This window comes from Lentzea sp. NPDC042327 (assembly GCF_040647275.1).
Classification (GTDB): domain Bacteria; phylum Actinomycetota; class Actinomycetes; order Mycobacteriales; family Pseudonocardiaceae; genus Lentzea.
Genome location: NZ_JBEZBX010000016.1, coordinates 163016 through 186300, shown reverse-complemented (window position 1 = coordinate 186300; position 23285 = coordinate 163016). Strand labels below are relative to the sequence as shown.

Annotated in this window: 28 protein-coding genes and 1 tRNA gene; 12 read left to right on the top strand and 17 right to left on the bottom strand. The window is 71.4% G+C overall.

Features of this window, described 5'->3' with window-relative positions:
* Nucleotides 1-58: 58 nt before the first annotated feature.
* Complete coding sequence (locus AB0A63_RS33270) at nucleotides 59-1543, top strand: NAD(P)/FAD-dependent oxidoreductase (protein WP_360398242.1); 1485 nt, start codon at nucleotides 59-61, stop codon at nucleotides 1541-1543.
* Between the two features lies 1 nt (nucleotide 1544).
* On the opposite strand, the gene AB0A63_RS33265 is transcribed toward AB0A63_RS33270, so the two are convergent.
* Nucleotides 1545-2579, bottom strand: a complete 1035-nt coding sequence (locus tag AB0A63_RS33265) for a zinc-dependent alcohol dehydrogenase family protein (protein WP_360398240.1) — start codon at nucleotides 2577-2579, stop codon at nucleotides 1545-1547.
* Nucleotides 2580-2690: 111 nt separating this feature from the next.
* Between AB0A63_RS33265 and AB0A63_RS33260 the strand changes: the two genes are divergently transcribed.
* The 3 genes from AB0A63_RS33260 (at nucleotide 2691) to AB0A63_RS33250 (ending at nucleotide 5432) form a co-directional block, all read left to right on the top strand.
* Nucleotides 2691-3845 (top strand): carboxylesterase family protein, encoded by a 1155-nt coding sequence (locus tag AB0A63_RS33260; RefSeq protein ID WP_360398238.1) that lies wholly within the window; start codon nucleotides 2691-2693, stop codon nucleotides 3843-3845.
* Nucleotides 3842-4588, top strand: coding sequence for a class I SAM-dependent methyltransferase (locus AB0A63_RS33255; protein ID WP_360398236.1), 747 nt, complete (start codon nucleotides 3842-3844; stop codon nucleotides 4586-4588). The genes AB0A63_RS33260 and AB0A63_RS33255 overlap by 4 nt, the downstream gene beginning before the upstream one ends.
* 232 nt (nucleotides 4589-4820) lie before the next feature.
* Nucleotides 4821-5432: a TetR/AcrR family transcriptional regulator gene (locus AB0A63_RS33250; RefSeq protein ID WP_360398234.1), complete on the top strand. Its 612-nt coding sequence runs from the start codon at nucleotides 4821-4823 to the stop codon at nucleotides 5430-5432.
* A gap of 188 nt (nucleotides 5433-5620) precedes the next feature.
* Here AB0A63_RS33250 and AB0A63_RS33245 read toward each other — a convergent pair whose 3' ends face one another.
* A complete protein-coding gene (locus AB0A63_RS33245; RefSeq protein WP_360398232.1) occupies nucleotides 5621-5842 on the bottom strand; it encodes a DUF3618 domain-containing protein in 222 nt (73 codons plus the stop codon).
* A 120-nt stretch (nucleotides 5843-5962) separates the two neighbouring features.
* Between AB0A63_RS33245 and AB0A63_RS33240 the strand changes: the two genes are divergently transcribed.
* Nucleotides 5963-6036 (top strand) — tRNA-Leu (locus tag AB0A63_RS33240).
* Nucleotides 6037-6059: 23 nt separating this feature from the next.
* On the opposite strand, the gene AB0A63_RS33235 is transcribed toward AB0A63_RS33240, so the two are convergent.
* The gene (locus tag AB0A63_RS33235) at nucleotides 6060-8603 is read right to left on the bottom strand and encodes a LuxR C-terminal-related transcriptional regulator (RefSeq protein ID WP_360398230.1); all 2544 of its coding nucleotides are present in this window, start codon (nucleotides 8601-8603) and stop codon (nucleotides 6060-6062) included.
* Nucleotides 8604-8944: 341 nt separating this feature from the next.
* Between AB0A63_RS33235 and AB0A63_RS33230 the strand changes: the two genes are divergently transcribed.
* A complete protein-coding gene (locus AB0A63_RS33230) occupies nucleotides 8945-9610 on the top strand; it encodes a DedA family protein (protein ID WP_360398228.1) in 666 nt (221 codons plus the stop codon).
* A 219-nt stretch (nucleotides 9611-9829) separates the two neighbouring features.
* Here the strand turns inward: AB0A63_RS33230 and AB0A63_RS33225 are convergent, their stop codons facing one another.
* Nucleotides 9830-10936, bottom strand: coding sequence for an NAD(P)-binding domain-containing protein (locus AB0A63_RS33225; protein ID WP_360398226.1), 1107 nt, complete (start codon nucleotides 10934-10936; stop codon nucleotides 9830-9832).
* Nucleotides 10937-11075: 139 nt separating this feature from the next.
* Here AB0A63_RS33225 and AB0A63_RS33220 point away from each other — a divergent pair, with 139 nt between their 5' ends.
* The 4 genes from AB0A63_RS33220 to AB0A63_RS33205 all read left to right on the top strand — a co-directional run bounded on the left by AB0A63_RS33220 (nucleotide 11076) and on the right by AB0A63_RS33205 (nucleotide 14066).
* The gene (locus AB0A63_RS33220) at nucleotides 11076-12104 is read left to right on the top strand and encodes an LLM class flavin-dependent oxidoreductase (RefSeq protein ID WP_360398224.1); all 1029 of its coding nucleotides are present in this window, start codon (nucleotides 11076-11078) and stop codon (nucleotides 12102-12104) included.
* A gap of 325 nt (nucleotides 12105-12429) precedes the next feature.
* The gene (locus AB0A63_RS33215) at nucleotides 12430-12957 is read left to right on the top strand and encodes a hypothetical protein (protein ID WP_360398222.1); all 528 of its coding nucleotides are present in this window, start codon (nucleotides 12430-12432) and stop codon (nucleotides 12955-12957) included.
* A gap of 10 nt (nucleotides 12958-12967) precedes the next feature.
* The gene (bcp, locus tag AB0A63_RS33210; RefSeq protein ID WP_360398220.1) at nucleotides 12968-13435 is read left to right on the top strand and encodes a thioredoxin-dependent thiol peroxidase; all 468 of its coding nucleotides are present in this window, start codon (nucleotides 12968-12970) and stop codon (nucleotides 13433-13435) included.
* A gap of 289 nt (nucleotides 13436-13724) precedes the next feature.
* Nucleotides 13725-14066 carry a multidrug efflux SMR transporter gene (locus tag AB0A63_RS33205; protein WP_360398218.1) on the top strand — a complete coding sequence of 114 codons (342 nt, stop codon included), beginning with the start codon at nucleotides 13725-13727 and terminating at the stop codon, nucleotides 14064-14066.
* On the opposite strand, the gene rdgB is transcribed toward AB0A63_RS33205, so the two are convergent.
* Both rdgB and rph read right to left on the bottom strand, forming a co-directional pair.
* Nucleotides 14063-14662, bottom strand: a complete 600-nt coding sequence (rdgB, locus tag AB0A63_RS33200; RefSeq protein ID WP_360398216.1) for an RdgB/HAM1 family non-canonical purine NTP pyrophosphatase — start codon at nucleotides 14660-14662, stop codon at nucleotides 14063-14065. The two genes, AB0A63_RS33205 and rdgB, sit on opposite strands and share 4 nt — an antisense overlap.
* Nucleotides 14659-15426 carry a ribonuclease PH gene (gene rph, locus AB0A63_RS33195; RefSeq protein ID WP_360398214.1) on the bottom strand — a complete coding sequence of 256 codons (768 nt, stop codon included), beginning with the start codon at nucleotides 15424-15426 and terminating at the stop codon, nucleotides 14659-14661. Before rph ends, rdgB begins: the two co-directional genes overlap by 4 nt.
* 49 nt (nucleotides 15427-15475) lie before the next feature.
* Here rph and AB0A63_RS33190 point away from each other — a divergent pair, with 49 nt between their 5' ends.
* A complete protein-coding gene (locus AB0A63_RS33190) occupies nucleotides 15476-15973 on the top strand; it encodes a DUF2231 domain-containing protein (RefSeq protein WP_360398212.1) in 498 nt (165 codons plus the stop codon).
* Here the strand turns inward: AB0A63_RS33190 and AB0A63_RS33185 are convergent.
* Genes AB0A63_RS33185 through AB0A63_RS33170 form a run of 4 tightly spaced genes read right to left on the bottom strand, consistent with a single transcriptional unit; the run spans nucleotide 15931 to nucleotide 18486 of the window.
* Nucleotides 15931-16347: an OsmC family protein gene (locus tag AB0A63_RS33185; protein ID WP_360398210.1), complete on the bottom strand. Its 417-nt coding sequence runs from the start codon at nucleotides 16345-16347 to the stop codon at nucleotides 15931-15933. The two genes, AB0A63_RS33190 and AB0A63_RS33185, sit on opposite strands and share 43 nt — an antisense overlap.
* A complete protein-coding gene (locus AB0A63_RS33180) occupies nucleotides 16344-17111 on the bottom strand; it encodes an MBL fold metallo-hydrolase (RefSeq protein ID WP_360398270.1) in 768 nt (255 codons plus the stop codon). The genes AB0A63_RS33185 and AB0A63_RS33180 overlap by 4 nt, the downstream gene beginning before the upstream one ends.
* A 2-nt stretch (nucleotides 17112-17113) precedes the next feature.
* Nucleotides 17114-17863: a glutamate racemase gene (gene murI, locus AB0A63_RS33175; protein ID WP_360398268.1), complete on the bottom strand. Its 750-nt coding sequence runs from the start codon at nucleotides 17861-17863 to the stop codon at nucleotides 17114-17116.
* 11 nt (nucleotides 17864-17874) lie between these two features.
* A complete protein-coding gene (locus AB0A63_RS33170) occupies nucleotides 17875-18486 on the bottom strand; it encodes a rhomboid family intramembrane serine protease (RefSeq protein ID WP_360398208.1) in 612 nt (203 codons plus the stop codon).
* Nucleotides 18487-18518: 32 nt separating this feature from the next.
* Between AB0A63_RS33170 and AB0A63_RS33165 the strand changes: the two genes are divergently transcribed.
* A complete protein-coding gene (locus AB0A63_RS33165) occupies nucleotides 18519-19379 on the top strand; it encodes an SMP-30/gluconolactonase/LRE family protein (protein ID WP_360398206.1) in 861 nt (286 codons plus the stop codon).
* A 34-nt stretch (nucleotides 19380-19413) separates the two neighbouring features.
* Here the strand turns inward: AB0A63_RS33165 and AB0A63_RS33160 are convergent, their stop codons facing one another.
* From AB0A63_RS33160 to clpS, 7 genes are all read right to left on the bottom strand, one after another.
* Entirely contained in the window at nucleotides 19414-20364 is a 951-nt protein-coding gene (locus AB0A63_RS33160) for a cysteine synthase (protein WP_360398204.1), read from the bottom strand.
* A gap of 8 nt (nucleotides 20365-20372) precedes the next feature.
* Nucleotides 20373-20645, bottom strand: a complete 273-nt coding sequence (locus AB0A63_RS33155) for a MoaD/ThiS family protein (protein WP_053735880.1) — start codon at nucleotides 20643-20645, stop codon at nucleotides 20373-20375.
* 25 nt (nucleotides 20646-20670) lie between these two features.
* Complete coding sequence (locus AB0A63_RS33150) at nucleotides 20671-21081, bottom strand: M67 family metallopeptidase (RefSeq protein WP_053735881.1); 411 nt, start codon at nucleotides 21079-21081, stop codon at nucleotides 20671-20673.
* 96 nt (nucleotides 21082-21177) lie between these two features.
* The gene (locus AB0A63_RS33145; RefSeq protein ID WP_053735882.1) at nucleotides 21178-21477 is read right to left on the bottom strand and encodes a hypothetical protein; all 300 of its coding nucleotides are present in this window, start codon (nucleotides 21475-21477) and stop codon (nucleotides 21178-21180) included.
* A gap of 17 nt (nucleotides 21478-21494) precedes the next feature.
* The gene (locus AB0A63_RS33140) at nucleotides 21495-22406 is read right to left on the bottom strand and encodes a P1 family peptidase (protein WP_360398201.1); all 912 of its coding nucleotides are present in this window, start codon (nucleotides 22404-22406) and stop codon (nucleotides 21495-21497) included.
* The gene (locus AB0A63_RS33135; RefSeq protein ID WP_360398199.1) at nucleotides 22403-22960 is read right to left on the bottom strand and encodes a DUF2017 domain-containing protein; all 558 of its coding nucleotides are present in this window, start codon (nucleotides 22958-22960) and stop codon (nucleotides 22403-22405) included. Before AB0A63_RS33135 ends, AB0A63_RS33140 begins: the two co-directional genes overlap by 4 nt.
* Nucleotides 22957-23256 (bottom strand): ATP-dependent Clp protease adapter ClpS, encoded by a 300-nt coding sequence (gene clpS / locus AB0A63_RS33130; protein ID WP_053736042.1) that lies wholly within the window; start codon nucleotides 23254-23256, stop codon nucleotides 22957-22959. Before clpS ends, AB0A63_RS33135 begins: the two co-directional genes overlap by 4 nt.
* Between the last annotated feature and the right edge of the window lie 29 nt (nucleotides 23257-23285).

Genomic DNA, 23285 nt, shown 5'->3' with positions numbered 1-23285 from the left:
CGTAACTTACTTCGAGTAACCTACTGCGAAGTAGCCAAGCGAGTGGGAGGGTGTCCCCATGCACCGAGAGACGAAAGTGCTCGTCATCGGCACCGGCTTCTCCGGCCTCGGGATGGCCGTCGAGCTGAAGCGCCGCGGTGAGCACGACTTCGTGGTCCTCGAAAAGGCGAGCGACCTCGGTGGCACGTGGCGGGACAACTCCTACCCCGGTTGCGCGTGCGACGTGCCGTCGCACATGTACTCGTTCTCGTTCGAGCTGAACCCGGGGTGGTCGCGGATGTTCGCCCAGCAGGGCGAGATCTGGGAGTACCTGCGCAAGGTCGCCGACAAGCACCGGCTGCGACCGCACATCCGCTTCAACACCAAGGTCTCCGGCGCGCGGTGGGACGACGAGGCCAAGCGCTGGCACGTCACCACCGAGCAGGGCGACACCTACACCGCCACGGCGCTGGTCGCGGGCGTCGGCGCGCTGCACATCCCGAACGTCCCCGAGCTGCCGGGCATCGAGAACTTCACCGGCAAGACGTTCCACAGCGCGCAGTGGGACCACGACTACGACCTGACCGGCAAGCGGGTCGCCGTCGTCGGCACGGGCGCGTCGGCGATCCAGTTCGTGCCGAAGATCGCCGGGCAGGTCGGGTCGCTCAAGGTCTTCCAGCGCACCCCGCCGTGGATCATGCCCAAGGCCGACCGCGAGATCACCGGCTGGGAGCGGAAGCTGTTCCGCGCCCTGCCGTTCACGCAGCGGCTCTACCGCGACTTCGTCTACTGGACCCGCGAGTCGTCGGCGCTGGGCTTCGCGGTCAACCCGAAGATCATGCAGTTCGCGCAGGGCATCGCGGTGCGGCACCTGAAGAAGCAGGTGCCGGACCCGCAGCTGCGCAAGGCGCTGAAGCCCGACTACACCATGGGCTGCAAGCGCGTGCTGATCTCCAACGACTACTACCCCGCGCTGTCGCGGTCCAACGTGGACCTGGTGACGGACAAGATCTCCGAGGTGCGCGAGAGGTCCGTCGTGGACAGCGCGGGCGTCGAGCACGAGGTCGACGCCATCATCTACGGCACCGGGTTCCACGTCGTCGACTCGTTCGACTACCTGGACATCCAGGGCAAGGGCGGGGTCGACCTCGCCAAGAAGTGGCGCGAGCAGGGCATCGAGACCTACTACGGCATCACGGTGTCCGGCTTCCCCAACCTGTTCTTCCTGCTGGGCCCCAACACCGGACTCGGGCACAACTCGGTCGTGTTCATGATCGAGTCGCAGATCCGGTACATCTCGCAGTGCCTCCGGCTCCTCGACCGGCACCGCGCGGCGGAGCTGGACGTGCGGCGGGAGGCCCAGCAGGAGTTCAACCGCGAGATCCAGGGCAAGCTGACCAAGGGCGTGTGGACCCAGGGCGGCTGCAAGAGCTGGTACCTCGACGCGCAGGGCGTCAACCGCACCGTGTGGCCGGGCTTCACCTGGCGGTACTGGATGCGGACGAAGCGCGTGCGCGCCGAGGACTACGTGCTCACCGCCGCCGCGCGGACGCCGGCGCCGTGAGTCACGGCTTGACGATGACCTTGAGGGCGGTCCGCTCGTCCATCGCCTGGTAGCCCTGGGCGACGTCGGCGAGCGCGACCGTCCGGTCGAACACGGGACCGGGGTCGATCCGCCCGGCGAGCACGTCGGCGAGCAGCTCGGGCAGGTAGGCGCGCGCGGGTGCGACGCCGCCGCCGATGGCGATGTTGCGGCCGAACAGCTTGCCCAGCGGCAGCCCCGGCATCTCGTGCGGCACGCCGACGTACCCGATGCGGCCGCCGTCGCGCACGATGCCCATGGCGGTCTGCCACGACTGCTCCGTGCCCACGCACTCCAGCACCGCGGCCGCCCCGAGCCCGCCGGTCATCTCCTTGATCCGCTCGACGGCGGCGTCACCGCGTTCGGCCACCTGGTCGGTCGCGCCGAACAGGGTCGCGATCTTGGCGCGGTCCTCGTGGCGGCCCAGCGCGATGATCCGCTCGGCGCCGAGGCGCTTGGCCGCGAGCACACCGCACAGGCCCACGGCGCCGTCACCGACGACCGCGACGGTGCTGCCGGGTTGCACGCCCGCGCCCAGTGCCGCGTGGTGCCCGGTGCCCATGACGTCGCTCAGGCTCAGGAACGCGGGCAGCAGCTCCGCCGGCGCGTCGGCCGGGACGCGCACCAGCGTGCCGTCGGCCTGCGGCACCCGCACGGCCTCGCCCTGGCCGCCGTCGCTGCCCTTGCCGCCCCAGAACCCGCCGTTGAGGCACGACGTCTGCAACCCGGCCTGGCAGTAGGCGCAGGTGCCGTCGCTCCACACGAACGGCGCGATGACCCGGTCGCCGGCCTGGACGCTGCGCACGTCCGCGCCGATCTCCTCGACGACGCCGAGGAACTCGTGGCCGATCCGCTGCCCGCTCTCGCGCTTGGCGACACCCCGGTACGCCCACAGGTCGCTGCCGCAGATGCAGGCGAGCTCGACCCGGACGACGACGTCACCCGGCTCCTGGACGCGCGCGTCGGGCACCTCCTCGACGCGGATGTCACGGGTGCCGTAGATCGTCGTAGCCCGCACCTGGGTTCCTCCTCTGCCTCGTGGTCCAACCGGTCCATCGTGCTCCGGGCAGGCCGGTCGCGCCCACTCGGGAGGCTGTGGAGTTGACCACCCGCGCCTACCATCGGGGACGTGCTGAACACTGCGGAAGGCCTCGTGCGGGCACGTGCGATCCGTTACGCGACGGCGGCCCGGTTCGCCGCGCCAGAGCCGCTCACCTGGGACGGCGTGGTGGACGACACCCGCCGCGGGCCAGCCTGCCCGCAGTCGCCGTCGGCGCTGGCCGCGGTGGTCGGCAACTCGGTCGAGGGGCTGTCGTTCGACGAGCACTGCCAGGTGCTGAGCGTGACGGCACCGGCCGACGCCGACGGCCTGCCGGTGATGGTGTGGTTCCACGGCGGCGCGTACGTGACCGGCAGCGGCGAGTCGGCGAAGTACGACGCAGGGCTCTTGGCCGCGCAGGGCGTCGTGGTCGTGAGCGTCAGCTACCGGCTCGGGATCTTCGGTTACCTGCGGGACGACCTGGGGCTGCTGGACCAGCTGGCGGCGTTGCGGTGGGTGCGCGACACCATCGCGGAGTTCGGTGGCGACCCGGCGAACGTGACCGCGTTCGGCCAGTCCGCGGGCGCTGACTCCGTGTACGCGCTGCTGCTCACCGACACCGAGGGCCTGTTCCAGCGCGCGATCCTGCAGAGCGCGCCGCTGGGCACCCGCAGCCCCGACCGCCCGGCCATGACGGCGGCGCTGCGCGAACACGTCTCCGCCTCCGTCGACGCCGGCACCCCCGTGGCGGACGTGCTGGCCGCCCAGCAGCGCGTCACCGCCGAGCTGGGGCCGAGGTTCACGCCGTCGGGCAGCATGCCGTTCGGTCCGGAGCTACCGGGCGAGCCCGACCTGACCGCGGTGGCGCCGCGGGTGGAGCTGCTCGTCGGACACACGCGGGACGACGGCAGCCCGTACGTCGCGAACCACCCGGAGGCCTGGGCCGTCGCCACCGAGCTCGTCTTCGCGGGCCCCGCGCGCCGGCTGGCCGCCGACTGGGCCAAGGCCGGTGGCCAGGCCGCCACCTACGACTTCCGCTGGCGGCCGGAGGGCGCTCCGCTGGGGGCCTGCCACTGCATGGAGCTGCCGTTCCTGTTCGACCCGGACGCCTGGAGGGGCGCGGGCATGCTGGCCGGGCAGGAGCCGGACCCGGCGCTGGCCGCGGTCGTGCGGCGGACGTGGACCGACTTCGCCCGGAAGGGGATCGACGCGCTGCCCTCGCGCGAGCTCGAGCTCGGCGCATGACCGAACGCGAGCGCCTGCGCGCCACCTTCGGCACGGACGCGGCCCGCTACCACCGGGCCCGTCCGACCTACCCCGCCGAGCTCTTCGCCGCGCTGCACGGCGACCGCGTCCTGGAGATCGGCCCTGGCACCGGCCAGGCCACGCTGCCGCTGACCGCGCTCGGTTCCGTGACCGCCGTGGAGCTGAGCCCGGACCTCGCCGCGATCGCCCGCACCCACGCGCCGCGCGCGCACGTCGTGGTGGCGGACTTCGACGAGTGGGAGCCGGACGGGGAGTTCGACCTCGTGGTGTCCGCGACGGCGTTCCACTGGCTGGACCCGGACACCCGCATGGCCCGGTGCGCACGCGCGTTGCGGAACGGCGGAACGCTCGCCGTGATCTCCACGCACCACGTCGCGGGCGGCACCGAGCAGTTCTTCGCCGACGTGCAGGAGCTCTACGAGCGCTGGGACCCGGGCACGCCGCAGGGCTTCCGGCAGCCGGCGGCCGGCACCGTGCCGTTCGAGCTCGACGACAGCCCGTTCTTCGAGCCGCCGGAGTTCCGCAGGTACGAGTGGGAGCGCGACTACACCGCGGAAACCTACGTCGACCTGCTGCTCACGTACTCGAACCACATCACGCTGCCCACCCGCGACGAGCTGGTCGCCGGCATCGGCAGGCTCATCGACACCCGCTACGGCGGCCGGATCACCAAGCGGTACCTGACCCAGCTGGCCACGGCCGTGAAGGCACCGGCGGACTGACCGTCTGATGTGGACTGTCCAGCTCCCTGGCACGATCTTCAGGTTCTCGACAGGTGCCGGAACGGAGTTCCCGGTCCTCTTCCCGGTACCGGCCGCACAGGAGTCGACCGACCACAACACGATCCAACAACCGGGTGCTGCTGCCCCTGCGAGTAGGGCGAGACGCCTAGGATGTCCCGCCAAAGGGGCGGGGAGAACACGCACGAGCCGTGCCCTTGCACTAGGAGGTGGCATGGCCGTGCCGACAGCGGCGCTCAACGAGGGAAGGGCCCCACAGCGGGGCCGGCCTCGCGACGCCAGCAGGGACGACGCATTACGTCAGGCAGCGCTCGAAGTGATGGCCGAGGTCGGATACCGGGCCCTCACCATGGACGCGGTGGCAGCGCGCGCGAGAGCGGGCAAGGCCACGATCTACCGGCGCTGGGAGTCGAAGCTCGATCTGGTGATCGACACGTGCACGCAGCTCGCCACGCAGAACCTCGGCGCACCGGACACCGGCTCGCTCGCCGGTGACCTGCGCGAGTTCCTGTCGTCGTTCGCCGCGTTCCTGTCCGGTCCGATCGGCAAGGCCGCTCAGGCGCTGGTGGGCGAGCTGCCGCACGAGCCGGAGCTGGCGGCGGCGTTCCGGGAGACGTTCCTGATCTCGCAGCGCGACGTGCTGCGCGGAATCCTCGACCGGGCCGCCGACCGGGGTGAGCTGAGGGCCGACGCCCCGCGCGGCATGGCCGTGGAGATCGCGGGCGCGGCGTTGATCTACCGGCTGATGCTCACCGGTGACCCGCTCGACGAGCCGTTCGTGGAGAAGGTCGTCGAGCAGGTCCTACTACCGTTGGTGCACGCCTAGCGCCCCCCGGCTTTGCCGGCATCTGCAAGTACCACCGACTCAACATCACCAAGCACTTTTCTACTGCCAACAGCTCCGCCGACCGTCCGCGGATCTGGAATCCGGTTCGACGGGCGGCGACCATGTTGGTGGTACTTGCAGACGCCTGATCAGCAACGAGGGGGCGGACGAGACTTCTGGCCAGGTGCTCAGCGGAAGAGCTTGCGCACGAGCGCGAAGCCGACCACGGCACCGACCGCGATCAAGGTGTACTTGACCTTGGGCTGGCTCAGCGTGGCCAGCACGGACGAGCGGCCCTGTTCGACGAGCTTCTGCGGGTTCGCGCGCTCGCTGAGCTCGTCCAGGGTGTTGGCCAGCGCGGCACGAGCCTGTTCGATCTCGCGCTGGATGGTGTCGGGATCGCGTGCCACATGTCCTCCTAGCAGCGGTTCTGGCAGTCACCGTAGTGGACGGCCGTGGGCGGGGCCGCACACGACCCACGTGCGCCCCGGGAGAGCGTGTACATGGCCGCGCTATAGGCTTCCACCCGAGGGGTCGTAGCCCAATTGGCAGAGGCACTGGGTTTAGGTCCCAGCCAGTGGGGGTTCGAGTCCCCCCGACCTCACGATCGTCCTGGGCGTGGTGCGCTCACGGGGCACGTTCGCCCAGGTCAGATCGCATGTTCCTGCGTTCGACCCAGTCCGCGATCTGGGTGCGGCTGGTCAGGTCGAGCTTGCGCCGGACCCGTTGCAGGTGCGTCTCCACCATCCGCTGCGAGATGTGCAGCTCCGTGCCGATGCCACCGTTCGTCCGCCCCGCGGCCACCAGCGCGACGACCTGCCGCTCGCGTGCGCTGAGCTCCTGCTGCTCGATCCGGCCCTCCAGCGCGTAGGCGACCGCTTGCTCACGCGTCATCTGCCGGCCGTCGGCGAGACACGAGTTCCCCACGGCGACCCGTGCGGCCCGCACGACCTCGACGACCTCCCGCTGCCACACGAGGTCGTCGGTGGGCCCGCCTTCCCTCAGGCACGAGGCCGCGCCGATCAGCCTGAGCGCGCGCCTCGGGTCACGGCGCCGGTACGCGATCACGGCCAGCCCCTCCAGCACGTCCGCCACCCAGAAACCCGTGCAGGACGCACGAAGCGACTGCTCGAACCAGTCCGTGGCCTCGTCTGTCTCGCCGCGCTGCAACGCGCGCACGCCGACCGTGTGCAGGAAGACCGCTAGTCGGCGTGGTGGAGCGAACCGCCGGTAGACCGGCAGCACGTCGGCGAGCAGGGCGTCCGCGAACTCCTCGTCGCCCGCCCGCAGCGCCGACCAGGCCAGGTTGTGCTCGATGATCGCGAGGTCCAGCGGCCCGGCGACCGGCACCAGCAACGCCAGCGCCTCCTCGTAGTGCTTGCGCGCCTCGCTGGTCCGGCCCGCGCGCACCAGCTCGCCCGCGACCGCGTTCAGGGCCTGGGCGAGCAGCACCGGTGCGCCGAGCTCGCGGGCCAGCGCGACGGCCTGCTCGGCCGTGGGCAGACCGGTGTCGTCGTCGGTGCCGGCCAGGTAGGCGAGGTGGCACAGGGCGAGGCAGCGCACGGCGGGTTCGCTGGGCACCGTGGAGCGCACCGCCGCGTGCAGCGACCGGCGCCCCTGCGACACCTGCCCCTGGTCGCGCCAGGCCGTGGCGAGCATCGTCGCGAGCCGCAGGTGGCTCCGGTCGCCGGTGCGGGCCGCCCAGTCGACGGCGCTCTGCAGCGCGGCGCACTCGGCGATCAGCGGTTCGACGACGGCCGGTGCGCTGAACACGGTCGCCGTGAACGCGGTCCAGCGGCCGGCGAACCAGTGCGCGACCCGCGCCAGCACGACGTCCCGCAGCTCGCCGAGCTCCTCCCTGCCGTACAAGCGGAGCGTCTCCAGCTGCTCGAACCGCCCCGCGCCCGTGAACGTGAGCAGCGACTTCGACACGAGCCCCGACAGCAGCGCCAGCACCCGGTCCGTGCGCAGCGCACACGCCGCGACCGCCACCTCCAGCCCGAACCCGCCGGGGAACACCGACAGGCAGCGGAACACGTGCTGCTCGTCGGCGCCGAGGTGGTCGTAGCTCCACTCGACGGCCGCGCGCAGGCTCTGGTGCCGCACGGCTGCGGTCCGGTTGCCGCGGTTGAGCAGCTCCAACCGGTCGTCCAGACGGGCCAGCAACTCGCTGACCGGCAGCACCGTCACCAGCCGCGCGGCCAGCTCGACCGCCAACGGCAGCCGGTCCAGCCGCACACACAGCCCGGCGAGCACCTCCCGCCCCGGCAACCGCACCCCGAGCTGACTGGCCTCCGCACGGTCGGCGAACAACGCGACCGCCCCCTCGACCGGCAACGGCGGCACCGGCACCAGCACCTCCCCCGGCACCCGCAACGGCTCCCGGCTCGTCGCCACCACCCGCACCCCGGGACAGCCGATCAGCAACGGCTCCAGCAACGCCGCGCACTCCCCGGCGACCCGCTCGCAGTTGTCCAGCACCAGCACCACCGTCCGCCCGGCCAACGCGTGCACCACCGTGCTCAGCACCGTCTCACCGGTGACCTCGCCGATGCCCAAACTCGTCGCACACGCCCGCGGCACGTGGTCGCCTCCCGCGACCGAGGCGAGCTCCACCCAGGCGACCTCGGGCAGGCGGGCGGTGAACTCCTTGGCGAGCCTGGTCTTGCCGACACCGGCCGGGCCGGTGAGGGTGAGGACGCGGGCGGTGCCGGTGGTGTGGAGGGCTGCCAGGCGGTTCAGGTCCTCGGTGCGGCCGATGAAGCTGTCGAGGGCTGGGTGGCGGTGGGCGGGCTCGTTCGTCGGGTGGTTCTTGGGTTGGTTCGCTGGGTGGTTCGGCGGCTGGTTGGTGCGTTGGTCGGCTTGGACGTTGGTGGCGCGGTGGATGGTGTGGCCAGTGCTCTGGTGGTTCGCGCGGTCGCTGCTCGGCTGGCCGTTGCTTCGCTGACTGTTGCTTGGCTGGCTGCTGCCTGGCTGGTTGCCGCCCGCCTGCCAGCCGTTGGTCGTTTGCCAGCCGTTGCCGGTCTGCCAGCCGCCGGTCGGCTGCCGGTTGGTGGCCCGCCGCCGGTACGCGCGCTGCCGGCACGCGTTCGAGCAGTACCGGGCCTGACTCCGCCGGGAGGTAGCGGTCGCGGTGCCACACGTCGCACACGTCCCCGCCTGGTCGGTCATCGCACGGAGCCTAACGACCCTGTTCAGCCCCGGAAAGGCCTTTCCACCAGATGTGGCCCAATGGACGTACCCGCACACCGTCCCGCTCCAGTCCACTGTGGACCGCTCGACCCGCCGAACCTCGCCCTCGGTCCGCCCACCGCACCCGGTCGCGTGAGCACTCTCACGCGACATTTCGGACACCACTGTGACCCTCGGAGGCCTCCCGCGTTTCCCCGTCCGCGGCAACGACTTCCCAGCTCACCCCCGGCAAACCCCGACCCCGGGGTGGGGTCACCCCCACCCCGGACCTCGGGTTTCCCCCAATGTCACCGGCCACCCGAATCCGTACCGTCGATCCCATGAACCTCGTCGACTGGGTCACCGACCTGATGCAATCGGCCGGCGCACCCGGAGCGGCACTGGCGATCGCGCTGGAGAACCTCTTCCCGCCCCTGCCCAGCGAGGTCTTCCTCCCCCTGGCCGGTTTCACCGCGGCCCAGGGCAAGATGTCCCTGCTCGACGCGATCCTCTGGACCACCGCGGGTTCGGTGGCCGGCGCCCTGCTCCTCTACTGGCTCGGCCACCTGCTGGGCCGCGACCGGGTCCGGCGCATCGCCGCCCGCATGCCGCTGGTGCGCGTGTCCGACGTGGACAAGACCGAGGCCTGGTTCCTCCGCAACGGCTACCGCGCGGTCTTCTTCGGCCGGATGATCCCGGTGTTCCGCAGCCTGATCTCCATCCCGGCCGGCGTGGAGCGGATGCGACTGGCACCGTTCCTCGGCTACACCGCGGCCGGCAGCCTCCTCTGGAACACCGCGCTGATCCTCGCGGGCTACCTCCTCGGCGACAACTGGCACCTCGTCGAGCAGTACGTCGGCCTGGCCTCCACGGGTGTGCTGGCGCTGGCCGGTGTCGCGCTGGCCGTCTTCGTCACCACCCGGCTCGTCACCACCCGGCGCGCCGCCTCCCGACTCGCCAACACCCGGCTCGCCAAGCCCAAGCGCCGGACCCACTCGGACTCCTGACCCGGTCCGGCACCCACGCGTTCCGACACGTTCCGTCCCGCCTCCCCGCGTTCCTCTTCCCCCACGGGGCGAGCGAGCGGCCGATTCCGGACACAAGTCACCTGATCGAGCGACACCACACGAAGTCACCCCTGCAAGACGGGCGAACCGCCGGATCAGGACACGCGCCACCCGATCGAGCGACAACGTGAGACCGCCGCAACGCCGCTACCAGCGACTTCACCCCGCCAAAGCACCCTCAACCCCCGAGCGCCCAACCCCCGAACCCTCAGCCCCCGGGCCCCCAGCCTCAAGACCGAGAAACCGCACCAACTCCCGCACCGCACTCCGCCCCGCCCGGTTCGCCCCGATGGTGCTGGCCGAAGGCCCGTACCCGACGAGGTGGATCCGCGGATCACGCACGACCCGCGTCCCGTCCACCTGCACCCCACCCCCGGCCGCACGCAGACGCAGCGGCGCCAGGTGGTCGAGGTCGTGCCGGAACCCGGTGGCCCACAGGATCACGTCGGCGGCGTACCGCTCGCCCGACTCCCATTCGACGCCGTCGGGGACGACGCGGGAGAACATCGGCCAGCGCTGGAGCACGCCGTCGGCCAGCGCGGCGAGGGTCCGGTCGTTCAGGGGGAGGCCGGTCACGCTCACCACGCTGCGCGGGATCAGGCCGGCGCGGACGCGTTCCTCCACCAGGGCGACGACCTGGCGGCCGTAGTCCTCGGTGAACGGGCCCTCGTGCCACACCGGTTCGTGGCGGGTGACCCAGCGGGTCGAGGCGGCGAGCGGGGCGATTTCCATCAGCAGTTGGGTGGCTGAGGCGCCGCCGCCGACCACGACCACGCGTTTGCCGGCGAAGGCGGTGGGGCCCTGGTAGTCGGCGGTGTGCAGGTGCAGGCCGCGGAACGTGGACTGGCCGGGGTAGTGCGGCCAGAACGGGCGGCGCCACGTGCCGGTCGCGTTGATCAGGCCGCGGGTGGTCCAGGTGCCCGCGGAGGTCTCGACCCGCAGCAGGGGCGAGTCGGAGGTGACCGCGGAGACGGTCACCGGGCGCAGCACCGGCAGGTCGAACAGGCGCTCGTAGCGCGCGAAGTACGACGGGATCGCCTCGCGGGCGGGGGCGTCCGGGGGTGGTTGTTCGAAGGGCATGCCGGGGAGCTCGTGGATGCCGTGCACGGTGCGCATGCGCAGGCTCGGCCACCGGTGCTGCCACGCGCCGCCGGGTGCGGGGTTCGCGTCCAGCACGACGTGGTCGACGTTCCGCCTGCGCAGGAAGTAGGAGGCCGAGAGGCCCGCCTGGCCCGCTCCGATCACCACGACATCCGTCACACCCACGTCAACCCGCGACCGCCACCGGGTGATTTCGGATGTGACCGAGCAGTCACCAGCACCGCGTGCAGGCTCGGACCGGCGGACGCCCGACGAGTTACCCGGCTCACGGAAGAAGTCGCGAAGTATCGGTGTTGATCGATGTATGAGCCGCCTCAGTGAGATCCCGCTGTCCGTCCTCGACCTCGCCCCGATCGGTTCGGGCTCGGACGCGACGGCCGCGCTGCGGAACTCCAGGGAGCTCGCCCAGCAGGCCGAACGCCTCGGCTACCACCGCTACTGGTTCGCCGAGCACCACAACATGCCCGGTATCGCGAGCTCGGCGCCCGCGGTGCTGATCGGGCACGTCGCGTCGGCGACCGAGCGGATCCGCGTCGGGTCGGGTGGCGTCATGCTGCCCAACCACGCGCCGCTCGTGGTCGCCGAGCAGTTCGGCATGCTGGAGGCGCTGCACCCCGGCCGCATCGACCTGGGCATCGGGCGCGCGCCCGGTACCGACCAGAAGACGGCGCGGGCGCTGCGGCGGACCGAGGCCGGGCTGTCCGCGGAGAACTTCCCGCAGGAGCTGACCGAGCTCATCGGCTACTTCGACGGCACCGCCGAGCTCAACGCCGTGCCCGCCGCGGGCAACAAGCCGCCGATCTGGCTGCTCGGCTCGTCCGGCTACAGCGCGCAGGCCGCGGGGCTGCTGGGGCTGCCGTTCGCGTTCGCCCACCACTTCAGCGCGCAGAACACGCTGCCGGCGCTCGCGTTGTACCGCAAGCACTTCCGGCCCTCGGAGGTCCTCAGCGAGCCGTACGCGATGGTGTGCGCCTCGGTGGTCGTGGCCGACACCGACGAGCGCGCCCGCTACCTCGCGGGTCCGGGTGCGCTGTCGTTCGTGAAGCTGCGCCAGGGCCGGCCGGCTCCGCTGGCCACGCCGGAGGAGGCCGCCGCCTACCCGTACACCGAGATCGACGAGCTCGTGATCGAGGACCGGATGGCCACCCAGGTCATCGGTTCGCCGCAGACGGTCGCCGCCGGGCTGGGCGAGCTGCTGGAGTCGACGGCGGCCGACGAGCTCATGGTGACGACCATCGTGCACGGGCAGCAGGACCGGTTGCGGTCGTTCGAACTGCTGAGCGAGCTTGCCGAACGGACGCCCGCGCTGGGCCGTTCAGCCGCACATACGTGAGTCGGTCACGCCTGAGCTTCACGTTTCGTACGACTGACGTTGGTCTGAACGGGTGATAATCGGCTCCGCTTGTAGCGCGAGGCACACCCTGCGCGATGATCGGTGTGAGCGCGCACGCCCCCCGACGCGCTCCCTAGCTTCACCCGACGGACGGCGTGGGGCCGGCGCTCTCTTGTGGCGCCGCCCACGCCGCCCATCACGAGTCGGCATCGTCCCGGCACCAGGTCCGCTTCAAGGGCCCCTTTCCTCCCCCGCTCGCCCCGCGGCACCGTCACAGTTGACGGGAGTCGTCCACACCCACCGCCGGGGTGGGAAAGGGGAGTTCGTGAAGTTCGCCAAATCGGCAGCGGGTCTCTGCCTGCTGCTGGCCGTGGCGGGATGTGCGGGCCCCAGTGTCGCCGTCACCACGGACGAGAGCCTGACCGTCGAGCAACGGGCCGAGACGTCCGACGCCGCCACCAACGCCGCCTTCGGCACCCAGCGGGTGTGGGGCTCCGGTCTCTCCGTCGTGGTGTCGGCCCCGAGATCGCTCTCACCGTCGGACACGGCCACCCCGCGCGCCGCGCGCACGGCCGTCTTCACGCTCACCGTCTACAACGGCTCGAAGAACGCCTACAAGCCCTCTCAGCTCGCCGTGAAGGCGACGGCGAACGGTGCCGCGGCTCCCGAGCTGGTCGACTCGGTGCAGGGCCTCAACGGCCTCGCCGCGGCCGTCGCCGAGCTGCCGCCCGGCAAGGACACCCAGGTGGTGCTCGCGTTCGCCGTGGCGGAGGGGCCGGTGCAGATGCAGCTGACCGTGCAGCCCGGCGGCCAGGGCCAGGACGCACCGACCGTGTTCGAGGGCCAGGCCTAGTCTCAAGGCCATGAGCACCCGTCTCGAACCAGGGGACACCGCACCCGCCTTCACGCTGCCCGACAGCGACGGCAAGCCGGTGTCGCTGTCCGACTACCTCGGCAGGTCAGTGGTCGTGTACTTCTACCCGGCCGCGAGCACCCCGGGCTGCACCAAGCAGGCCTGCGACTTCCGCGACAGCCTCGCCCAGCTGAACGACCTGGGCTACGCCGTCGTCGGCATCTCGCCGGACAAGCAGGAGAAGCTCGCGAAGTTCCGCGACGCGGAGGGCCTCACCTTCCCGCTGCTCGGTGACACCGAGAAGACCGTCCTCACCGAGTGGGGCGCGTTCGGCGAGAAGCAGAACTACGGGCGCACCGTGCAGGGCGTCATCCGCTCCACGTTCCTCGTCGGCCCGGACGGCAAGGTCGTGAAGGCGATGTACAACGTGCGCGCCACCGGTCACGTCGCGAAGCTGCTGCGCGAGCTCCCGGCCTGAAAAATCACCTGGAAATGTGACACCGCCGCCGCAGGACTTGCGGCGGCGGCCCCTTCTTCGGGTATGGTCGAGGTGAGGGCGTGCAACAACTGCCGCCCCTGTTCCGGTGAGGGTGATACACCGTGTGTCGCTTGACGGCACCTCGCGGCCCCGACATCCCGTCTGATTTCGTCTTGCGCGTCCACTTCCCCACGCGCGGCGGTTGACCAGGGCGTTCTGCCCTCAGTCCACCGTTCGCAAGCAAACACGCATGCCTGGCGCTGCGTGCATTTCGTGCTGGGAAAATTCAATGCTCAAGTGGGTGCTGCTCACCATCGCCGTGGCAGCGGAAGTTTTCGCGACCCTTTGTCTGAAGTACTCCGACGGTTTCACGAAACCGTGGCCCGTCGTCGGTCTCGGCGCCGGGTTCCTCACCGCTCTCTACCTGGAGTCGGTGGTGATCCGGATGGGGCTGCCGGTCGCCATCACGTACGCGATCTGGGCGGGCGCGGGCATCGCGCTGGTCACCCTCACCAGCCGCGTGCTGTTCTCCGACCCGCTGAACCTCGCCATGCTCGGCGGCATGGCGCTCATCGCGGCCGGCGTGTGCGTGGTGTCGGTCGCCTCGCACGCACACGCCGTCACGGCCTAACGCAGCTTGCGCAGGTGCGGGACCAGCAGCTTCAGCGCCCTGCCCCGGTGGGACTGGGCGTCCTTCTCCTCGGCGCTCAGCTCCGCCGAGGTGACCATGTAGCCCTCGGGCAGGAAGATCGGGTCGTAGCCGAAGCCGTTCGTCCCGCACCGCTCGCGCAGCAGGGAACCCCGCCACTCGCCGCGGACCACGACCTCCTCGCCGCCGGGCACGACCAGCGCGACCACCGACACGAACGCCGCGCCACGGCGTTCGTCCGGCACGTCGCCGAGCTGGCCCAGGAGCAGGTCGAGGTTCGCGTCGTCGTCACCGTGGCGGCCGGACCAGCGCGCGGACAGCACGCCGGGCATGCCGTTCAGCTCGTCGACGGCCAGGCCGGAGTCGTCGGCCACGGACACCAGACCGGTGGCCGCGGCGGCGTCACGGGCCTTGGCCAGCGCGTTGCCCTCGAAGTCCGGCGCGGTCTCCGGTGCCTCGGGGAACTCCGGCACGTCGGCGAGCGACAGCACCTCGATGCCCGACAGCTCCTCGGCCACGACGATGCGCTGCAGCTCGCGGAGCTTCTTGGCGTTGCGGGAGGCGAGCAGGAGCTTCACCGGCGACCACCGGACTTCGGCTCGGGCAGCACGCCGGGGTACGGGGCGGACAGGGCCTCGGCCTGCAGGCGGTTGAGCTGCGCGCAGCCCTCCAGGGCCACGTCCAGCATGCGGTCCAGGGTGGACCGGGCGAACGTGGCGCCCTCACCGGTGCCCTGCACCTCGATCAGCGTGCCCGCGTCGGTGGCGACGACGTTCATGTCGACCTCGGCGCGCGAGTCCTCCTCGTAGGGCAGGTCCAGGCGCACGCGGCCGTCGACCACGCCCACCGACACCGCGGACACCGCGCACGACAGCGGCGACGGGTCGGCCAGGCGACCGGCCGCGCCCAGGTACGTCACCGCGTCGGCCAGCGCCACGTAGGCGCCGGTGATCGCCGCCGTGCGGGTGCCGCCGTCGGCCTGGATCACGTCGCAGTCGATGACGATGGTGTTCTCGCCCAGCGCCGCCAGGTCGATGCACGCGCGCAACGAGCGGCCGATCAGCCGGGAGATCTCGTGCGTGCGCCCGCCGATGCGGCCCTTCACGGACTCCCGGTCGCTGCGGGAGTGCGTGGCGGACGGGAGCATCGCGTACTCGGCGGTCACCCAGCCGAGACCCGAGCCCGACCGCCAGCGGGGAACGCCTTCGGTGACACTCGCGGCGCACAGCACGCGGGTGTTCCCGAACTCGATCAGGACCGAGCCGGCCGGCCAGGTCTGATATCCACGCGTGATCCGGATGTCACGCAACACGTCGTCGTTTCGGCCGTCGCTTCGCACCACGGCCCATACCCTAATGAACCCCGCGGGGCGCACTGGCGTAGGGAGAGACATGCTGACGATCGACGGTATTCCGATCCACCCGTTGCTCGTGCACGCCGTGGTCGTGCTGCTGCCCCTGGCGGCGCTCGGCTCGATCGCGATCGCACTGGTCCCGGCCTGGCGGCGCAGGTACGCCTGGCCCGTTCTCGGGGTCACCCTGGCCGGTGTCGCCGCCGTGCCGGTCGCGAAGCAGGCGGGCGAGGACCTCCAGGCCGCACTCGAACGCGCCACCGGTGCGGCGAACCCGGTCATCCAGGCGCACGCGGACCTGGGCGACCTGCTGCTGCCCGTCGCGCTCGGCTTCGGCGTCGCGGTGATCGCGCTGCTGGTCGCCGGGCGCCTCGCCGACCGGGAACGCGAGGCGGAGGCACCCACCACGAGGACGTGGCGGGTGGTCTCAGTCGTCGTGTCGGTGCTGGTCGTCGTGCTCGCGGCCGGGACCGTGGTGCAGACGGTCAGGGCCGGTCACAGCGGGTCGGAGGCGGTCTGGAGCGGCGTCGGGAGCTGAAGCGGCGCGGTCGCGGACTGCTTCAGCGTGCGGGTGACCGTGCAGAACTGCTCCACGGCCCGCCGCACGACGACCTCCAGGGCCTCCGGGTCGTCCACCGCGGACAGGTCGTAGGACAGCGCCACCGGGATCGACACGACCTCGTTGCCGCTCTCGGACTGGACGGCGTCCGCGACCGCCGACAGCTCCTCACCGCCGGTGCGGCGCAGGATCAGCGTCTCCGACGTCACCAGCGCGCAGCCCGCGGCGGCCGCGACGAGCAACTCCACCGGGCTGAACGAGCCCTCCTGCCCCTTGCGCCCGATCCGCACCGACGCGCCGCGGTCGTTCGTCGCGACGAACTCGTGCTCGCCCACCCGTTCCAGCTCGATCACGCCATCTCCCCCACTTCGTACCGGCCGCCCTCTACGACCAGTTCGCTCGGCCCGGCGAAGGCCGACCTGGCCTCCGCGAGCACGTCGTCCCGCGACGTCCACGGCGGAACGTGCGTCACCAGCAACCGTCCCGCGCCGGCCCGCGCGGCCAGCTGTCCCGCTTCGAGCCCGGACAGGTGCAGGTCCGCGACCCGGTCGGGCGCGTGCGTCCAGCTGGCCTCCGCGAGCAGCACGTCCACCCCGTCGGCCAGCGCGTCCAGCGCCGCGCACGGTCCGCTGTCACCGGTGTAGGCCAGTGTCGCGCCACCGCAGGAGATCCGGAACCCGTACGCCTCGCAAGGATGCGCGACCACAGCGGACTCCACGGTGAACGGTCCGATGTGGACGGTGGAGCCCAGCGGGTGGAACTCGAAGACGTCCGTGAGGTCCAGCGACGCGCGTTCCTCCTCGGAAGGCGCGTAGGCGGCGGCGAACCGCGCGTGGGCCTGGGAAGGCGCGTAGACCGGCAGGACGGCGGACGGCGGGCTGGGGTGGTACTTGCGCGCCACGTACAGCGACGACACGTCGATGCAGTGGTCGGGGTGCAGGTGCGACAGCACCAGCGCGTCCATCGAGAACAGCGGGCGCTCCTGCTGGAACCGCCCCAGCACGCCGTTGCCGAGCTCCAGCACCAGCGTGAAGCCGTCCGCCTCCAGCAGGTACCCCGACGCCGCCGCGCCAGGTCCCGGAATGCTGCCGGAGCAGCCCAGCACGGTCAGCAGCACCGTTACCCCCACTGTTCGAACGTCGGCAGGAACCTGGCGGCCAGCTTGGCGAAGCGCTCCGGCGGACCGGTGCACGTCACCCGGTGCACGGGCGGGTCGGCGGCGAAGTCGTCGCGTTCGGTCAGCAGCCGCACCACGTCCTTCACGGTCTCCTCGGCACTGGACACCAGCGTCACGTGCTCGCCCATGACGATCTGGATCACGCCGGTCAGCAGCGGGTAGTGGGTGCACCCCAGCACCACGGTGTCGACCTCGGCGCGCTGCAACGGTTCCAGGTAGGCCTGGGCGAGACCCAGCACCTGCCGGCCGGAGGTGACGCCGCGTTCCACGAAGTCGACGAACCGCGGGCAGGCCGCCGCCGTGACGGTGACGTCCCGCGCGGCCTGGAAGGAGTCCTGGTAGGCGTGCGAGTTGATCGTGCCGACCGTGGCGATCACACCGACCCGGCCGGACCGCGTCGACCGCACCGCGCGGCGCACCGCGGGCAGGATCACCTCGACCACCGGCACGTCGTAACGTTCCCGCGCATCGCGGAAGCAGGCGGCGGAGGCGGTGTTGCAGGCGATCACGAGCATCTTGGCGCCCTCGTCGACCAGCCGGTCGCACACCTCCAGGGCGTGCTTGCGGGCCTGCGCGATGGGCAGCGGCCCGTAGGGACCGTTCGCGGTGTCACCGATGTAGTGGATCGACTCGCCGGGCAGCTGTTCCATGACGGCTCTGGCGACCGTCAGGCCGCCGACGCCCGAGTCCATGATCCCGATCGTCACGCCGTGAATGTAGCCGGTGCGACCGCCCTGCGGTTGTCGCGAGAAACACCCCACGCAGCCAGGACTCCACCCATTGCGCCGAACAGGTGGCCTTCCCACGACACGCCCGGCTGGCCCGGCAGCACACCCCACAGCGCCGCGCCGTACAGGGCGAACACGCCGACGGCGATCACGAGCTGCAGCCACGACCGCGCGAAGACACCGCGCACCAGCAGGAAGGTGAGGAAGCCGAACACGAGCCCGGACGCGCCGATGTGGCTGCCCTCGCTGCCGAACACCCAGACGCCGAGCGTGCTCGTCAACCAGATGACCGCGGTGACCTGGAAGAACTGCTTCAACCCACCGGAGGAGGCCAGGAACCCCAGCAGCAGCAACGGAACCGCGTTGCCGGTGAGGTGGCTCCAGTCGCCGTGGATCAGCGGCATCCACGCCAGGTTGTCCCACTGGCTGAAGTCGCGCGGCCGCACGCCGTCGTCCTCCAGCGAGCCACCGGTGGCGACGTCGAAGGCCTCGACGACGTAGAGGAAGCCGACGAACCCGGCCACCACCAGCAGCGACAGCACGGGGTGCGGCGGTATGACCCGTTTCGCGAGCGCAGTGCGGTCCACGTGTCCAGCCTACGTGCACCTAAGGTGGTCGGGTGTCGATCGAGGTAGCGGTGCGCGTATCGGCCCAGCTCGGCGAGGGGCCGACCTGGGACCACAGCAGCTCCACCCTGCTGTGGGTGGACATCCTGGCGTCCGAGGTGCACCGGTACGCGCCGGCGCGTGACGACGACGCGGTGCTCGCGCTCCCCCAGCACGTGGGCGCCGCGAAGCCGCGTGCGCAGGGCGGCCTCGTCTGCAACCTGCGCGACGGCATCGCGCTGGTCGACCGCGACGGCACCAAGAGCTGGCTCGTCTACTGGGCGCGCGACGGGGTGCGCGGCAACGACGCGGGCGTCGACCCGTCCGGCCGGCTGTGGGCCGGGACGATGCGCTACGACCAGGCGGCGAACGAGGGCTGGCTCGCGCGGGTCTCCGGTGACGGCGCGGCGAAGGTCGTGGTCAGCGAGGTCAACACGAGCAACGGCGTGGGCTGGAGCCCGGACGGCACGCTCATGTACTTCATCGACACGCCCACCCGCCGCATCGACGTGTTCGACTTCGACAACGCCGCGGGCACGGTCTCGAACCGCCGCCCGCTCGCCCACGTCGGCGGCACCGACGGCTCACCGGACGGGCTGACGGTGGACGCCGACGGGTGCGTGTGGGTCGCGCTGTGGGGTGGTCACGCGGTGCGCCGCTACACCCCGGGCGGCGAGCTGGACCGGGAGGTGGCGCTGCCGGTGGACCAGCCGACGGCGTGCTGCTTCGGCGGCAGCGACTTCACCGACCTCTACGTCACCTCGGCCCGCGCCGGGCTGTCCGACGAGACGTTGGTGCAGCGGCAGCTCAACGGGTCCGTGCTCGTGCTGCCCGGGATCGGCGCCGGACTGCCGGGAGTCGCGTTCGCGGGCTGAGGTGCGGTGACCGGAGTGGTCACCGCACAGCCGGTCAGGCCCAGAGGTGCCCGTCGAGCCGCGCCGCCGCCTCGTCCAGGGTGCCCGAGTACGCGCCGGTGGACAGGTACTTCCAGCCGGCGTCGCAGACGATGAACACGATCTCGGCGGACTTGCCTGCGACCTCGGCCTTCTGCGCCACGGCCAGCGCGGCGTGCAGGATCGCACCGGTCGAGATGCCCGCGAAGATGCCCTCGGACTCCAGCAGCTGCCGGGTGCGGCGCAACGCGTCGTAGGAGCCGACCGAGTACCGCCCGGTCAGCACCGACTCGTCGTACAGCTCCGGAACGAAGCCCTCGTCGAGGTTGCGCAGGCCGTACACCAGCTCGCCGTAGCGCGGTTCCGCGGCGATGATCTGCACGTCCGGCTTGGCCTCGCGCAGGTACCGACCGACACCGACGAGCGTGCCCGTCGTGCCCAGGCCGGCCACGAAGTGCGTGATCTCCGGCAGGTCGGCGAGGATCTCCGGCCCGGTGCCGCGGAAGTGCGCGTCGACGTTGGCCGGGTTGCCGTACTGGTAGAGCATCACCCAGTCCGGGTTCTGCTTGGCGAGCTCCTTGGCCGTGGCGACGGCCTGGTTCGACCCGCCGGCCGCCGGGGAGAACACGATCCGCGCGCCGTAGGCCTGCAGCAGCTGGCGGCGTTCGGTCGAGGTGTTCTCCGGCATCACGCACACCAGGCCGTAGCCCTTGAGCTTCGCGGCCATGGCCAGCGCGATGCCGGTGTTTCCCGAGGTCGGCTCCAGGATCGTGGCACCGGGGCGCAGCACGCCGTCCCGCTCCGCCGCCTCGATCATGGCCAGCGCGGGCCGGTCCTTGATCGAGCCGGTCGGGTTGCGGTCCTCGAGCTTCGCCCAGATGCGCACGTTCTCCGACGGGGACAGCCTCGGCAGGCCCACCAGCGGGGTCCCGCCGAGCGCGTCCAGCAGCGAGTCGTAGCGCGCCATGGTGTGGCTCAGCCGCCCGCGACGGCCGGGAGGATGGTGACGTTGTCGCCGTCCTTCACCGCGGCGTCGAGGCCACCGGCGAAGCGCACGTCCTCGTCGTTGACGTAGACGTTGACGAAGCGGTGCAGCGCACCCTCCTTGACCAGGCGGGCCTTGAGGCCGCCGTGGTTGTTCTCCAGGTCGTCGATGACCTCGGCGAGCGTCGCGCCGGTGGCGGACACCGACTTCTCGCCCCCGGTGTGGGTGCGCAGGATGGTCGGGATCGACACGGTGACGGCCATGGTGGTTCTACCTCCGGGAGAAACTTCAGGATTCGATGATCTTGACCGGTTCCTCGGTCACGACGCCGTCGACGATGCGGTACGACCGCAGCTCGTGCTCGATCGGGTCACGCGTGGAGACCAGCACGTAGTGCGCCTCCGGCTCGCCCGCGAACGAGATGTCGGTGCGGGACGGGTACGCCTCGGTGGCGGTGTGCGAGTGGTAGACGACCACCGGCACCTCGTCGTTGGCGTCCATCTCCCGCCACACCTTGAGCTGCTCACCCGCGTCGAACCGGTAGAAGGTGGGCGACCTCTCGGCGTTCTCCATCTCGATGAAGCGCTCGGGGCGGTCCGAGCCCGCGGGCCCGGCGATCACCCCGCACGCCTCGTCGGGGTGGTCACGGCGGGCGTGGGCCACCATCGCGTCCACCAGGTCACGGCGAATCACCAGCACGCAGTCAATCCTACGGGCTGGCGGAAGTTGTCTCGGTATGCGAGATAACACCTCCCGCACCTGGCCTTGCCTGCGCAGATGCGGGCTCCGGGACGGTCACCGCCGCCGGCTGAGCACCACCACGAGGTAGAGCGCCAGCAACGCCACACCGCGCCGCCGCTGCCCCTGGTCCAGGGTGCGCCACGCGGCCAGCTCCGCCCAGGCGGCGAGCGGGGTGGTGAGCACGCCCAGCTTCATCAGCACCTTCCCGACCCCCGGCGGGACCAGGAAGGACGCCACGAAGAGCCCGGCGGGCGCGACCGCCACCAGCTCCCTCCCGGGCACCTCGCGGCCCGCCACGGAGGGCGGTACGAGCTCGGACACGACACCGGCTGCCTGATCGATCACATCGGCCATGCCGGCGGGTTACCCACTCAGAGGTCGCGGAACGCCTGCACGCCGTTCGCGGTCGTCGCCTCGCGCGCACCGGACACCACGGCCTCGGCGAACGCGTCCGCGGCGGCCGCGCAGAGCGCGTCCAACGCGAACGCGCGCGGTTCCGCGAGCGGGCGGGCGCCGGTGGCCAGTGCGAACACCGTGTCACCGTCGAACATGGAGTGCGCGGGGCGCACCGCCCGCGCGAGCCCGTCCTGGGCGGCCATCGCGAGGCGCTGGCACTCCGCTTTGGACAGTTCCGCGTCGACGGCGACCACGCCGATCGTGGTGTTCAGCCCGTCCGGTTTGCGCTGCGGCAGCACCACCGGTGACGTGCCGAGTGACGGCAGCCACGGCAGGCCCGTCGCGCGGTCCACGACCTCACCGGCCGCGTTGACCACGGCGAGCGCCCCGATGTGGTGGTCGCCGACCCGGCCGGTGAACGCGCCGATGCCGCCCTTGAGCGACCCGACCCGCGCACCGGCACCCGCGCCGACGCAGCCCAGGGCGAACTCCGCGGCGGCAGCGGCACAGGCTTCGTAGCCGAACGAGGCGTCCGGCCGGTTGCCCCACTCGGACATCGGCAGGTCGAAGATCACCGCACCGGGCACGATCGGCACCACGTGGTGCGGCTGCGCGCCGACCTGGAAGCCGATCGAGCGTTCGGAGAGCCAGCGCATCACGCCGTCCGCCGCCGCGAGCCCGTACGCCGACCCGCCGGACAGGCAGATCGCGTGCACCTGCTGCACCAGGTTCGCCGGGTCCAGCAGGTCGGTCTCGCGGGTGCCGGGGGCGCCGCCGCGGCCGTCGACCGCGCCCACCGCGCCGGCGGGCACCAGCACGACCGTCGTGCCGGTGTTCCAGCCGGGTTCGACGCGGTGGTGGTGCCCGACCAGCACGCCGGGGATCACGCCAGCATCGCCTCGACCAGCGTCTCCTGCACCCAGGTGAGCCAGTGGTAGACGCCCAGGTGCGGCGAGCGCGGGTCCTCCGGGGGCAGCTCGTCCGGCATGTCCTCCTGGACGTCCAGCGCCGTCCCGAGGGCCAGACGCACGTCGTTGAGCGACGCGAGCCAGGCCTCCGCCTCACCGATCGTCAGCCTGATCTCCCCGCCGTCGGGAGAGCAGGTCCGCAGCACGGTCTCGGCGGCACCGGTCTTCTGGTCCAGCAGCTCCGGCTCGTGCAACGACCGCAGAGCCGCCGCGGAGTCCACCTCCGCGGGGTCGGGCGCGTCGTCGTCGAGCCGGTGGAAGTCCGGCAGCAACCGGCCCAGGATCGGGTCGTCGGGTGCCTGCGAGGGTCCGGTCCTGATCCCGGTCAGCTCGGCGAGCTCGTCCTGGGGCGCTTCCTCGGCGCGGGCCATCAGCATGTCCTGGATCTGGCTGACCAGACCCCGCACGACCGCCGCCTCCTGGCGGTCGAGCCTGCCGACGACGACGTCACCGTCGCGGATCCACCGCTTCACGAGGCCCGCTGCATGGTCGCCCAGAGCCCTGCCGCGTGGAGCTTCGCCACGTCGGCCTCCACCTTGTCCTTGGTGCCCGATGTCACGATCGCCTTGCCCTTGTGGTGCACGTCGAGCATCAGCTTGGTCGCTTTGTCCCTGCTGAACCCGAACAGCTTCTGGAAGACGTACGTCACGTACGACATGAGGTTGACCGGGTCGTTCCAGACCACGGTCTGCCATGGCCGGTCCTCGGCTGCGATCTCCGCGCCAATGGGCTCGGCATGCGTCCGTTCCTGTTCGACGGGCGTGGTCATACCGCCAATGGTGTCATGTTCGCCGCAGT